Origin of the sequence: Nocardia sp. NPDC060249 (assembly GCF_042728755.1) — a bacterium.
Taxonomy (GTDB): Bacteria; Actinomycetota; Actinomycetes; order Mycobacteriales; family Mycobacteriaceae; genus Nocardia.
In genome coordinates, this window is the sequence record NZ_JBHXAQ010000007.1 from 320,757 (window position 1) to 334,352 (window position 13,596).

Annotated in this window: 10 protein-coding genes; 4 read left to right on the plus strand and 6 right to left on the minus strand. The window is 67.1% G+C overall.

The features are described from left to right. The first annotated feature begins 37 nt into the window (after window positions 1–37). Window positions 38–1,060, plus strand: a complete 1,023-nt coding sequence (locus ACFWFP_RS24900; RefSeq protein ID WP_379298792.1) for an AraC family transcriptional regulator ligand-binding domain-containing protein — start codon at window positions 38–40, stop codon at window positions 1,058–1,060. Here ACFWFP_RS24900 and ACFWFP_RS24905 read toward each other — a convergent pair. Next, window positions 1,057–1,959 carry a LysR family transcriptional regulator gene (locus ACFWFP_RS24905; protein WP_379298794.1) on the minus strand — a complete coding sequence of 301 codons (903 nt, stop codon included), beginning with the start codon at window positions 1,957–1,959 and terminating at the stop codon, window positions 1,057–1,059. The genes ACFWFP_RS24900 and ACFWFP_RS24905 overlap by 4 nt on opposite strands. On the opposite strand from ACFWFP_RS24905, the gene ACFWFP_RS24910 reads away from it, so the two are divergent. After that, entirely contained in the window at window positions 1,931–3,847 is a 1,917-nt protein-coding gene (locus tag ACFWFP_RS24910; protein WP_379298796.1) for an adenine deaminase C-terminal domain-containing protein, read from the plus strand. The two genes, ACFWFP_RS24905 and ACFWFP_RS24910, sit on opposite strands and share 29 nt — an antisense overlap. 212 nt (window positions 3,848–4,059) lie before the next feature. Continuing rightward, on the plus strand, window positions 4,060–5,088 hold the full coding sequence (locus ACFWFP_RS24915) for an NADP-dependent oxidoreductase (RefSeq protein ID WP_379298798.1): 1,029 nt from the start codon (window positions 4,060–4,062) through the stop codon (window positions 5,086–5,088). 81 nt (window positions 5,089–5,169) lie between these two features. Here ACFWFP_RS24915 and ACFWFP_RS24920 read toward each other — a convergent pair whose 3' ends face one another. Next, window positions 5,170–6,144 carry a dipeptidase gene (locus ACFWFP_RS24920; protein WP_379298800.1) on the minus strand — a complete coding sequence of 325 codons (975 nt, stop codon included), beginning with the start codon at window positions 6,142–6,144 and terminating at the stop codon, window positions 5,170–5,172. A gap of 139 nt (window positions 6,145–6,283) precedes the next feature. Here ACFWFP_RS24920 and ACFWFP_RS24925 point away from each other — a divergent pair, with 139 nt between their 5' ends. Next, on the plus strand, window positions 6,284–6,814 hold the full coding sequence (locus ACFWFP_RS24925; RefSeq protein ID WP_379298802.1) for a hypothetical protein: 531 nt from the start codon (window positions 6,284–6,286) through the stop codon (window positions 6,812–6,814). Window position 6,815: 1 nt separating this feature from the next. On the opposite strand, the gene narI is transcribed toward ACFWFP_RS24925, so the two are convergent. Genes narI through ACFWFP_RS24945 form a run of 4 tightly spaced genes read right to left on the minus strand, consistent with a single transcriptional unit; the run spans window position 6,816 to window position 13,570 of the window. After that, window positions 6,816–7,547, minus strand: a complete 732-nt coding sequence (gene narI, locus ACFWFP_RS24930; RefSeq protein WP_379298922.1) for a respiratory nitrate reductase subunit gamma — start codon at window positions 7,545–7,547, stop codon at window positions 6,816–6,818. Between the two features lie 16 nt (window positions 7,548–7,563). Then, window positions 7,564–8,241 carry a nitrate reductase molybdenum cofactor assembly chaperone gene (narJ, locus tag ACFWFP_RS24935; protein ID WP_379298923.1) on the minus strand — a complete coding sequence of 226 codons (678 nt, stop codon included), beginning with the start codon at window positions 8,239–8,241 and terminating at the stop codon, window positions 7,564–7,566. After that, window positions 8,241–9,890, minus strand: a complete 1,650-nt coding sequence (gene narH / locus ACFWFP_RS24940) for a nitrate reductase subunit beta (RefSeq protein ID WP_379298804.1) — start codon at window positions 9,888–9,890, stop codon at window positions 8,241–8,243. The genes narJ and narH overlap by 1 nt, the downstream gene beginning before the upstream one ends. Next, entirely contained in the window at window positions 9,890–13,570 is a 3,681-nt protein-coding gene (locus ACFWFP_RS24945) for a nitrate reductase subunit alpha (protein ID WP_379298806.1), read from the minus strand. Before ACFWFP_RS24945 ends, narH begins: the two co-directional genes overlap by 1 nt. Window positions 13,571–13,596: the final 26 nt, after the last annotated feature.

The window sequence follows — 13,596 nt, forward strand, 5'->3', positions numbered from 1 at the left end:
GCCGGGCCGCGGCGCGCCGGCCAGTAATCTCGGACAGGTGAGCGGGGTCGAAGGCATCGGTAGCCGGCTCGACGGCACGGCGTCGACCCATCTCGTGCGGCTGCTCGTGCAGGCGGCCAGGGCGGCGGGGGCGGCCGAGGGCCAGTTGGCCCGGGTGGCCGGTACCGACGATGTCGTTCTGCGCGGTGAGCTGAACCGGATCCCGATGAGTTCGCTGCTGCGATTGTGGGAGTTGATCGCGCAGGCACGACCCGGTGCGGGATCGGGGGCCGCGATCGCCGCCGCCGCGCCGCTGGGCTCGCTGAACACCTGGGACTATCTGGTGACCACCGGTGCGACACTCGCGGATTCACTGCGCGCGGCCCAGCCGTACCACCGCCTGGTCACCGCGGCCACCGAAGGGTTCGACCTGTCCGGCGACGGGGATCTCACCATCGGCTACCGGACTTCGGCCAGCGATCCGGCGGTGGCCTCGGTGGTCAACGAGTACGTGCTCGCCTACTACCTGCGCCGCGCGCGCGAAGCGACCGGCCGACCGCTCGTGCCGACCCGGGTGAGCTTCGGTCACGCCGCCCCGGCCGAACACTCCGGGCTGGTGGCCGTATTCGGTACCGCCGATATCGAATTCGACGCCGAAGCGGACGCGATCACCTTCCACGCCGACGACGCCAACGCACCGCTCACCCGCGCGGATCCGATGCTGGCCGACTTGATGCGCAGCCACGCCGACCTGGTCCTGGCCTCCGCCCGCCCGATCTCCGATCCGCTCGACGCCTTTCGTATCGCCCTCGGCGCGGCACTGGACGCGGGCGACCCGGCCCTGCCCAGGGTCGCGAAAAGCCTTGCTATGAGCCAGCGCACCCTGCAACGCCACCTCGCCGAACACGGCACGTCCTGGCGCGACGAACTCGACCTGCTCCGTCACGAACGGGCGAAAACCCTGCTGGACCAGGGACACAGCACCGCCACCGTCGCCGCCCGCCTCGCGTTCACCGACGACCGAGCACTGCGCAAGGCCTTCCACCGCTGGACCGGCGCCTCGCCCACCGCGACCCGCTAGTCGCGCTCACCCGGCCGTAGCGCTCCCACGATCTCGTCGGCGAGCAGCAGACCGGCCAGGCCGTGACCGTGTTTGTCCCGTCGGACGAGGGAGATGACGTTGTCGCTGAAAGCGTCGCGGACCGGCCGGAAGATCAGACGGCCGTCGCGCAGTTCCTCGGCGATGTCGAATTCGCTGAGGAAGGCGATGGCCTCGCCGGACGTGGCGAGCCGTTTCATGGTCTCGATCGAGTTGGTGTGAAACGCGGGCTGGATATCGAGATCGGCCTTCGCGAAAGCCTCTGCGACGATGCCGTGGATCACCATCGAGCGATCGGCGAAGATCAGCGGGAACGGCGTGCACTGCGCGAGCGGGACCGTGTCCATGGCCGCCAGCGGATGATGCGGGCGGACAACGACTCCGAGCCGGGTATTGATCCGCCAGTAGGTCTCCAGCCGTGTGGACGACGGAATATTGAAACCGAGACCGAGGTCGGCCTCGCTGTTCTCGACCGCCTGCACGATATCGAGGGTCGACATGGTGCGGATCGATATCCTGACCTGCGGATGACGGGTACGAAACGTCGCGGCGGCGGTGGCGACGACGCTGCTGGCCAGGCCGGTCATCGTGGCGATCACGACCTCACCGCTGCCGAGGGCACGCAGATCGCGGATATCGGCCACCGTTTCCCGGTATTGCCGCAGCGTCTGCCGGATGTGCGCGAGCAGCGCCTCACCCGCCGGGGTCAGGCGCATGCCGCGAGGCAGGCGCTCGAACAGCGGCTGGTCGAGTTCGGCCTCGAACAGCAGGATCTGGCGGTTGATCGCCGAGGGTGCCACGTGCAGGCGGGCACCGGCCGCGCGGATGGACCCGAGACGGGCCACCTCGTCGATGTACTGCAGCAATCGCGAATGGAGCACCGCGCACCTCCTCCTCGGAACTGTACGAAAATTTAGTACACCTCGTGCGAAAACGCATGCTTGTGGGCAACGGTGTTTGTCGCGTCCAATCGAATACAGGCAAGCAACAGTAATTTTCGAAGTGAGGACCACCATGGCCCAGCAGAATTCGACGACCGCCGACATCACCGAGGTCGCCACCCAAGACGACCACGTGCGGATGATTTTCGGCATCTTGGAAGGGAAGCGAGAAGCCGACCTGCTGTTGCGCAATCTGCATATCGTCGATGTGCACACCGAATCCGTTTACCCCGGTTCGCTACTGGTCCACGGTGAGCGCATCATCGCGCTGAATCCCGACGAATCGATCGTGCGATACCGCGAATCCTTCGACGGCGAGGGTCTTTACGCTATTCCGGGCCTGATCGACGCGCATCTGCACTTCGAATCCCAGCTCGCGCATCCAGCGGCATTCGGCGAGGCGATCGTGCCGAGCGGAACCACCACCGTTTTCGGGGAAACGCTCGATTTCGCCAGTGCCGCGGGCGACGATGCGATCGACGCGGTCCGCGCGCTGTTCGCCGACCACGAGAAGCTGCCGTACCGGCTCTATGCCTTCGCACCGGGAAAGAAGACCTCACCCGAGGTCACCGAGGCGATGCTGGCGATGGATCCGGTGATCGGCCTCGGCGAACTGGCCCACCTGTCCTATATGACCGGCAACGCCGACGATTTCCGCAAGTCCGCGCTCGGACGCGCGAACGCGGGAGTCGTGAACTGCCACTGGGGCGTCACCTCATTGTCGGACATGCTGCTGAATTACATGCCCGCCATCGGCGTCGACAACAACCACGACGTCTGGAACGAAGACGATATCGAGAAGAGCATCCGCTACGGCCTCAATACCCAGATCAAGTTCGGCGTAGGCAGTCCCGAGGTCATTCGAACGATGCTGCGCGCCATCGTGAAACGCCGTTGGCCCGCCGAGAACTTCCAGCTGTGCGCCGATAACATCTCGGTGGATCGGGTGCTGCGGCAAGGCCATATCGACTGGGTCATCTCGCTGGCCGTCGAGATGGGCATGCCGCCGATCCAGGCGATCAAGATGGGCACGCTGTACACCGCGCGCTCCTTCCACAAGGACCGCGACCTGGGTTCGCTGAGCCCGGGACGATTCGCCGACATCGTGCTGACCGACAGCCTCGCCAAGATCAACCCGCGCTATGTGTTCAAGGGCGGCAAGCTCGTCGCCGAGAACCGTCGCCTGCTCGAGCCGGTCGGCATCGACTACTCGGTCCTGGCCCAGCAGCCCCGGTCCGGCCTCGCCGACCTGCGCGCCGAGCAGCTCGAGCTCACCCCCATCGAGGTCTCCGAGGACGGCACGCGGGCGAAAGTACTCCTTTTCGACGTGTACGGCCGCGGGCATCTCGACTTCGCGCAGGAGGTCTGGGTCCCGGTGCGCGACGGCGTCGTCGTCCCCGAGCTCGAAGGCGTTCGCCGCAACCGGATCTCGGTCGTGCAGCGCTACGCCGACGGGCAGCGCCACATAGTCAACGCGCTGTTCGAAGGCGTTTCGCTCGATCGCGGCGCGGTCTCGACCTTCTGGCCGGCTCCGGCGGCCTACTTCGTGGTCGTCGGCAGCGACAGTACCGAGATGCGCGAGAACCTCCGGCACTTGGACGGCCTGGTCGGCGGCTGCGTCGTGACCGAGGACGCGCAGGTGAAAGCGGTTCTGCCGCTGGACTTCTACGGAGTGATGGCCGATATGGACCTCGCCGAACTCGTCGAAGCGACCCGTTCGATCGACGACGCACTGGTGAAGCTGGGCAACCACAACGAAGGTGAGCCGGTCGTCAACAAGCTACTCACCCTGTTCATCTCGCTCGACCGCTTCGGCTTCATGAAATAGCCTCGGCTACCAGAGCACGGGATCCACCGCTATCAACACGACAACGACGCGGCAGCCATCGACAACGGCAACAAGGTCCGCCCCACCACCGCCCGGTCTGTCGTGAACGGACCGGGCGGTGGCGTGCGCGGACCTGGGCAGGTGAACGCAGCCGCCATAGCGTAGTCATCACCGGCGAGAAACCCCGGCTGACCTCGAAAGAAGGCTCGATCATGTCGAACACGGCCACCCGCGCACTGCCCACCCACACCCGCGAGATCCACCTCGCCGCCCGCCCGAGCGGCGCACCGGTCGCGACCGATTTCGCCCTGGTGGAACGGGCACTGCCGGAGCTCGCCGAGGGCCAGATCCTGGTCCGCAACACCTGGATGTCGGTCGACCCGTACATGCGCGGCCGGATGGACGACAAGGAGTCCTACATCCCGCCGTTCGAACTCGATGCGGCCCTGGACGGTTCAGCCGTCGGCGAGGTGATCGCCTCCCGCTCGGCCGAGATCGCGGTCGGCGCGACCGTTTCGCACTTCGCGGGCTGGCGCGAGCACGCCGTCGTCGACGCCGCGACGGCTACCCCGATCGCCCCGGAACTCGCTGCGCCGCAGCACTTCCTGAGCGTGCTCGGCACCACGGGCCTCACCGCCTACGCCGCCCTCACCGACGTCGCCCAGGTGCGGCCCGGCGACACCGTGTTCATCTCGGCTGCGGCGGGCGCGGTGGGCAGCGTCGCGGGCCAGCTCGCCAAGGCGCTCGGCGCGAAGCGGGTGATCGGTTCGGCCGGTGGTCCCGTCAAGGCCCGAAAGCTGCTCGAGGAGTTCGGTTTCGACGCGGCGATCGACTACCGCGCCGGTGATCTCGGCGGTCAGCTCGCGGCAGCCGCGCCCGATGGCGTCGACGTCTACCTCGACAGCGTCGGCGGCGAGCACTTGAAGGTCGCCATCGAGGCGCTCAACCAGCACGGCCGGATCGCGCTGGTCGGCGCGATCAGTGGCTACAACGGCGCCACCGCACAGCAGACCCCTGACCTCTACCTGGCGGCGACCAAGGAGGCCACCCTGCGCGGCATGCTGGTGACCAGCTACTTCCCGATCTTCGGCGAGTACATCGCCAAGGCCGCCGGCTGGCTCGCCGACGGCACCCTGACCACCACCGAAACCGTCTACGAGGGCCTCGACCAGGCCCCCGCCGCCTTCCTCGGCGTCCTCACCGGCGCCAACACAGGCAAAATGCTCGTCCGCCTCGCCTGAGCGGCACCCGGAACGCCCCGCTGCGCACCGCACCCCGGTCCGGCGGGGCGACCGCCGTCGATCAACCGGATTCGGTGCGGGTCACGCACGCCAGACGTGGCTCGCGGCCCGGGCGAAGTTGCCGCCGAAGATCGCCGCACGCTCGGTGGGCGTGAACCCGCGCGCGGCGAGGAGCTCGTCCAGGCCCGGCACCTCGGATTCGCCGAACAGGTCCTCGGGTGGAGTCCACTGGAGTGGGCCCCATTTCGTGTAGGACTCGGAGAACGCACCGGGATTGTCGCGGATCTCGTCGTTGAACTCCTGGCCGTCGAACGAATAGTCCGATCCGATCCCGATGTGGTCGATCCCGACCAGATCGACGCCGTACCTGATGTGATCGGCGACCGCCGCGACCCGCTCGGCCCGGGCGGCAGGCTCGTTGCGGCCGAGGAAGATGCCGACGCCGTTCACGCCGATCACCCCACCCGTCGCGGCACACGCTCGCGCCTGCTCATCGGTGATGTTGCGCGGATGCTCCCACAGCGCGGCGAAATTGGAGTGGCTGTAGATCATCGGGACCGAGGTGTGCGTGGCGATGTCGAGCCCGGTGCGGCGCGAGCAGTGTGAGCCGTCGGCGAACATCCCGACCTCGTTGAGCTTGCGTACCAAGTCTTTTCCGTACCCGGTGAGCCCGGTGTCATCGGTGTCGAGGCAACCGCAGCCCGCCGCGTTCGCATGGTTGTAGGTGGGTAGCAGCGAACGCACGCCGAGGTCGTAGAACAGCTCCACATTGTCCAGATCGCCGTCGAGCGGCCCGGAATCCTCCAGATCGAAGGCCAGCGAGATCACCTGCGGCGCACCGATCTCGCTTGCCCGCTCCACCAGCCGGAACCGCGGATCCGCCCCCGCGTCGTTGCGGAACCGGTGCAGCAGGGCCAGCGAATCGTCCTTGGTCTGCGCCGAATACCCGACATTCACCGACAGATACGACCCCAGCGGATACCGAGCCAGTTCGGCGACCCGCGCCGTGTGCCGCAACGGCAGACAGCAGTGCTGCTCCCACAGGAACACATCCACCTCCGTTGACTCGTGACCTGCGATCCTACGTTTCGCGGCGCATTCGACACCGGACCGACGCTAACGCGATCCGCGATTGCTCCGATAGATCGGTACTGCTCCGCTAGCCCCGAAGGCCCCAGATCTAAGGCGGTGCGACATGCGTCGCTTCCTCGTCCTGCTCACCACCCTCGCCGCCTGCGCCGGCCTCTCGACGCTGCCCGCGGCCGCGGCTCCGTCCGACTGCGGACTCGCCTGGGGCTCACAGGACAAGACGTCGTCCACCTACTCCACCGCTACCGTCGCCGACGTTCGCGCTGGTCGCCACGAGTGCTTCGACCGACTCGTCATCGACCTGTCCGGCCCCGCCGCCGGTTACCACGTCGGGTACGTCGGCACCGTCACCCAGGACGGTTCCGGCGCGACCGTGCCCCTGCGTGGCGGCGCCTACCTCCAGATCGCGGTCCATGCCCCCGCCTACGACGACGCGGGCAGCAGCACCTACAACCCGTCGAACCGCACCGAACTGCTCTCGACGAGCGGCTATCCGACCCTGCGCCAAGTCGCGTTCGCCGGCTCGTTCGAAGGCCGGACCACCTTCGGCCTCGGCGTCCGCGCCCGCCTCCCGTTCCGCGTGAGTACTGTCGACAATCCGGCCCGCGTGGTCGTCGACGTCGCCCACTCCTGGTGATTCACCAGCCCTGCCGCTCCGGGCGCGAGCCGATCAGCTCATCAGGTTCGGCGCTCGCCCGGGAGCGGTACACGATGTAAGGCCGGTAGAAGTAGCTCAGCGGTGCGCTGAAGGCGTGCACGAGCCGGGTGAACGGCCAGATCGCGAACAAGATCAGGGCGATCGTCACGTGGAGGTGGAACGACAGCGGCGCCTCGGCCATCAGGTCGCCGCGCGGGCGCAGGATCCAGATGGAACGGAACCACGGCGACACCGTCTCCCGGTAGTTGTGTTCGGGCCCGACCGCGCCCGAACCCAGCAGGGTGGTCGCCAGCCCGGTGATCAACGCGCAGACCAGGACCAGGTACATGAGCTTGTCGTTGAGCGTGGTCGCGGTGAAAACCGGGCCGTTGCGGCGGCGACGATAGATCAGCAACACGATGCCGGTGAGGGTGGCGACGCCCGCGATGCTGCCGAGCACGATCGCTTGGATGTGATAGACGTGCTGGCTCACGCCGATGGCGTCGGTCCAGGATTCCGGGATGACCAGCCCGATGATGTGGCCGACGATCACCACCATCATCCCGTAGTGGAACAGCGGGCTGCCGATGCGAAGCAGCGTGGACTCGTACAGCTGGGAAGACCGGGTGGTCCAGCCGAATTTGTCGTACCGGTAGCGCCACCAGGTACCGACGATCAGAATCGCCAGACTCACATAGGGGACGATGTCCCAGTAGATCTCGCCCGCCGACACATCGTTGGCTGCCATGTCACCGAAGTCCTTTCACTACAGCGGGTTCGCGCTCGTGCGCACTTCGGCGCGGCGGCACGGTGAGCGTGAACGGTGCCAGTCCCACCGATTCGGCGGCCGGTCCCACCTCGACCAGCCTGCGGGCCCAGCCGAGATCCTGTTCGGTCGCCGGCGGCAGGGTCGCGACCACCGCGGCCAGCACCGGGGCATAGCGTGAACCCTCGTCCGACAGTGCGAGTCCGATCGCGTGGATCGCGCGCCGATACGCGGTGAGCAGGGCCGCACCGGCGACGGGGTCCACGGTGGCCGCGAACTCCAGCACGACGGGAAGGTGGTCGGCGACCTCGCCGGTCGGCGGCCGCACACCGGCGCCGCGGTACGCCTCGGTGAAGGCGAGCATCGCCATGCCGCGATTGCGGGTATCGCCGTCGGTCCAGTAGGTGAGCAGCAGCGTCGCCCGTCTACGCAGGTCGAATGTCTGGGTGAACTGTTGCGCGGCAACGACTTCGGGGAGCTCGCCCAGGTCCGCCACCACCCGGAGCAACGGTTCGGCCTGCGCGCGCGGCAGGTGGGCGCACAGTCGCGTGACGAGTTCGAGCCGCGTTCGGAGTTCGCTGTCGGGGTAGGCGAGCAGCAGCGAGGCCGCCTGCCACACCAGCCGCTGCTCGGCGGCGCGCCGGGCCGCGCGAGCGCGCATCATTTCCGGCCACCGGGGAACATGCCTTCCGGCGCGCCCTTGCCGTCCCAGTTCAGCAAGTTGACCCGAGAGCCGACAGTCGGAGCGGCGGATTCACTGGTCTGGCGTTGTTTGAGCGCGTGGAAGGTCTCCACCGCGACCGGCACCGGCTTGCCACTGGTCTCGCCGAAGGGACCCGAGACCTGCTCGTACATGCCGGGCCCCCCGTCGAAGTCGAGGGCGCAGTCGGCCACGGATTCCTCGAGCTGATGCCCCTGATCGGCGTAGGCCGAGGGAATCACGTAGCGGTCTTCGATTTTCGCCAGTGCCAGCAGCCGGTACATCTGGTACATCTTCTCCTCGGTCATCCCGACCGCCGCGGGAATCTCCGCACGCGGCTCACGTCCGAGGTTGATGTCGCGCATGTACGACCGCATCGCGGCCAGCTTGCGCAAAACCACCGCCACCGCTTCGGTATCCCCGGCGGTGAACAGTCCGGCCAGATATTCCAGGGGAATTCGCAACGATTCGAGCGCGCCGAACAGGTTGCCCACATCCTCGCCGTCATGACCGTCGCGGCTCACGGCGTCGACCACCGGCGACAGCGGCGGGATGTACCACACCATCGGCATCGTCCGATATTCCGGATGCAGCGGAAGCGCGACCCGGAAGTCCTTGATCAGCGCGTGAATCGGGGATCTCTGCGCCGCCTCGATCCAGCTGTCCGGAATACCCGAGGCACGCGCTCCCGCGACGACTTCCGGATCGGCGGGATCGAGCAGCACATTCACCTGCGCCTCGTACAGATCGCGCTCGTCGGCGACGGCGGCGGCGTCGAGCACCTTGTCCACGTCGTAGAAGATCAGCCCGATATAGCGCAACCGGCCCACGCAGGTTTCCGCGCACACCGTCGGCAGGCCGACTTCCACGCGCGGATAGCAGAAAGTGCATTTCTCCGCTTTGCCCGTCTTGTGGTTGAAATACACCTTTTTATAAGGACATCCGGAAATGCACATCCGCCAGCCACGGCACTTGTCCTGATCAACGAGCACGATCCCGTCCTCGGTGCGCTTGTACATCGCACCGGAGGGACAGGACGCGACGCACGCCGGGTTGAGGCAGTGCTCGCAGATGCGCGGCAGATAGAACATGAAGGTCTGTTCGAGATCGGCCTTGACCTTCTCGCTCACCTTCGCCAGCACCGGGTCGCCGGGAAGAATCTCGGGCGACCCGGCCAGATCGTCGTCCCAGTTGGCCGAGCCCGTGATCATCATCGGCTCACCGGTGAGCAGGCTGCGCGGCGCCGCCACCGGAATCTGGTCGCTCAGTGGGGCATTGGTCAGGTTCGCGTAGTCGTAGGTCCACGGCTCGTAGTAGTCGCCGATCGCGGGCATCTTCGGATTGGCGAAGATATTGGCGAGCTTGCTGAACCGGTCGCCGCCGAGCAAACGCAACCGGCCCTTCTTCATGGTCCAGCCGCCGCGCCACTTCTCCTGATCCTCATAGGTGCGCGGATAACCCTGTCCCGGGCGGGTTTCCACATTGTTGAACCACACGTATTCGGTGCCGGTGCGGTTGGTCCACGCCTGTTTGCAGGTCACCGAACAGGTGTGGCAGCCGATGCACTTGTCCAGGTTCATCACCATCGCCAACTGCGCCATGACTTTCATCAGTACGTCACCTCCTGGCTACGGCGACGGACCACGGTGACTTCGTCGCGCTGGTTTCCGGTCGGGCCGAGATAGTTGAACGCGAACGAGATCTGGGCGTAGCCGCCCGCCAGATGGGTGGGTTTGATGAGCAGCTGGGTGATCGAATTGTGAATACCGCCACGGGTTCCGGTCGTTTCCGAGAGCGGGACGTCGATGGTGCGTTCCTGGGCGTGATACACGTAGACCACGCCCTCCGGCATCCGCTGCGACACCACCGAGCGGCACACCAGCACACCGTTGCGGTTGAGGGCCTCGACCCATTCGTTGTCGCGCACCCCGATCTTCGCGGCGTCGGCCGGGCTCATCCACATCGTCGGGCCGCCGCGCGAGAGCGCCAGCATCAGCAGATTGTCCTGATACTCGGAGTGGATGGACCACTTGGAGTGCGGTGTCAGATAGCGCACGCTCAACCCGACACCGTCGCGCTCGCCGATGGCCGGTTCGCCGTAGAGCTTGCCCATGTCCAGCGGCGGGCGGTAGATCGGCAACGCCTCGCCGAGCTCCTCCAGCCAGTCGTGGTCGACGTAGAAGTGCATGCGACCGGTGAGCGTGTGGAACGGTTTGAGGTATTCGATGTTCTGGGTGAAGGGCGCGTAGCGGCGGCCGCCGGTCTCGCTGCCCGACCATTCCGGGCTGGTGATCACCGGTACGGGCCGGGACTGGGTCTCCGCGAAGGTGATTCGCCGTTCCTCACTGCCCTCGGCCAGCTTGACCATGTAGCGCCCGGTGCGCCGGTCCAGCTCTTCGAAACCCGCGACCGAGAGTCTGCCGTTGGAGGTGCCCGACAGCATGAGGATGGTCTCGGCCACCTTCTCCGCCGTCTCCATCGCCGGACGACCCACCGCCACACCGGAATCCATCACCCCGTGCAGGTGGCCCAGCTCGACGACCTCCTGATCGGGGAACACCGTGACGCCCTTGGTGGTCATCCCCTTCTGCTCCACCAGTGGCCCCAGCGCCGCCCACTTCTGGGCGATCGCCGCGTAGTCGCGTTCGACGACGGCCAGCGGACCCATCGTCTGGCCCGGTACCGGCACCTCGCCCGTGGTCTGCCAATTCGACTGGGTGCCATGGGGGTAGGCCATCGCGCCGGGTGTGTCGTGCTGGAGGGTGCCGAGCACGACATCGGTTCTCGTCCCCAGGTGCACGCGGGCCATCGCCGAGAAGGCGCGCGCGATCGCGGCGAAGGCGTCGAAGTCGGACTTGGTTTCCCACGGTGGATCGATGGCCGGGGTGAAGGCGTTCATGAACGGGTGCATGTCGGTGCTGGACAGGTCGGCCTTCTCGTACCAGGTCGCCGCGGGCAGCACGATATCGGAGAACAGGGTGGTCGAGGTCATCCGGAAGTCGATCGACATCAGCAGATCGAGCTTGCCCTCGGGCACCGGGTCGGGCGAGACCACCTCCACGGGACGGCGCCCGGGACCCGCGGGGGTGTTGCGCACGTTGGAGCCGGTGCCGAGCAGATGTTTGAGGAAGTACTCGTTGCCCTTGGACGAGGAACCGAGCAGATTCGACCGCCACACACTCAGGACCCGTGGCCAGTTCTTCGGGCTGTCGGGATCCTGGACCGCGAAACGCAGCGCGCCGCTGTGTAATTGGTCGACGGTGTAGGCCACCGGGTCGAGCCCCGCGGCGGCCGCCTCATCGGCCAGGTCCAGTGACGAACGGTCGAACTGGGGGTAGAACGGCGTCCAGCCCATGGCCACCGCCGAACTCATCACGTCCATCGTGTGCTTGCCGCGGAACAGACCGCGACCGGTCGGCGCCGCGAGCACGTCGGCGCGATACCCGTCGTAGCGCCACTGGTCGGTGTGCGCGTACCAGTAGGAGGTGCCTGCCATCAGGCGCGGCGGGCGCGACCAGTCGGTGCCCATCGCGACGGTGGACCAGCCCGTCACCGGTCTGCATTTCTCCTGCCCGACGTAGTGGGCCCAGCCGCCGCCGTTGCGGCCCATCGAGCCGGTGAGCAGCAGCATCGCCAGAATCGCGCGGTAGGTGGCATCGCCGTGGAACCACTGGCAGATGCCCGCGCCCATGATGATCATGCTGCGCCCGCCGGAATCGACCGCGTTGGCGGCGAATTCGCGGGCGATCCGGACCACCTGCGCGCTCGCGACGCCGGTGATCGGCTCCTGCCAGGCGGGGGTGTACGGCGAACCGGGATCGTCGTAGCCGCTCGGCCATTCCCCCGGTAGCCCCGGCCGGGCCACGCCGTACTGGGCGAGCATGAGGTCGAAGACGGTGCAGACCGGGCCGCCCGCGACCATCCGCACCGGCACACCGCGATCGATCGTCTCGCCGTGGCCGTCGACGGTGTCGAAACGCGGCAACGTCACGACCACGGACCGCCCGTCGCCCGCGTCGGCGGTCAGCGCGGGCTGCAGGTCGCCGAGGTCGAGGTTCCATTTCCCGACGCCCTCCGGCCCGAACCGGAACCCCAGCGAGCCGTGCGGTACCGCGGGCTCACCGGTGACGCTGTCGATGAACACGGGCTTGAAGGCGGCGTTCTCCGCACTGGAGCCGAGATCGGCGGCGGTGAGATTCTTGCCGGGAACCAGGCGGCCGTCCCGTTCGACCAAGCGGATCAGGAAGGGCAGATCGGTGAACTGGCGGACGTAGTCGACGAAGAACGGCTCCCGTTCGCGCACGAAGTAATCGGTGAGGATGACGTGGCCCATCGCCATCGCCAGCGCACCGTCGGTGCCCGCCGCGCAGGGCATCCATTCGTCGGCGAACTTGGTGTTGTCGGCGTAGTCGGGGCTGACCGTGACGACCTTGGTACCGCGATAGCGCACCTCGGCCATCCAGTGCGCGTCGGGCGTGCGGGTCACCGGCACATTGGATCCCCACATCATCAGATACGAGGCGTCCCACCAGTCGCCCGACTCCGGCACGTCGGTCTGATCACCGAAAACCTGCGGTGAGGCCACCGGCAGGTCGGCGTACCAGTCGTAGAACGAGGTCATGACCCCGCCGATCAGCTCGACGAACCGGGACCCCGCCGCGAAGGAGACCATCGACATCGCCGGAATCGGCGAGAACCCGGCCACCCGGTCGGGACCGTATTCGGCGATGGTGTGCACGTGCGCCGCGGCGATCATCTCGACGGCCTCGTCCCAGCTCACCCGTACCAGACCACCCATCCCCCTGGCCTGTTGATAGGTGCGGCGCCGATCCGGATCGGCTTGCAGATCGGCCCAGGCCAGCACGGGATCGCCCAGCCGCCGCTTGGCTTCGCGATACATCTCGACGAGCACCCCGCGCGCGTAGGGGTAGCGCACCCGCGTCGGCGAGTAGGTGTACCAGGAGAAGGCGGCGCCACGGGGGCAGCCGCGCGGCTCGTAACCGGGCCGATCGGGGCCTGCCGAGGGGTAGTCGACGTCCTGGGTCTCCCAGGTGATGATGTCGTCTTTGACGTAGACCTTCCACGAACACGACCCGGTGCAGTTCACCCCGTGGGTCGATCGCACCACCTTGTCGTGGCTCCACCGGTTGCGATAGAAGATGTCGCCCTCACGGCCGCCGCTGCGGCTGACAGTGCGCAGGTCCGCGGATTCGACACCGGGGGTGAAGAACCGGCCGCTGCGCACGAGCAGGTCTTCGACGGCTCCGCCGATTCGCGCTGGGGATGGCACTGGATCTGTCTCCTTCGACGAGGTCG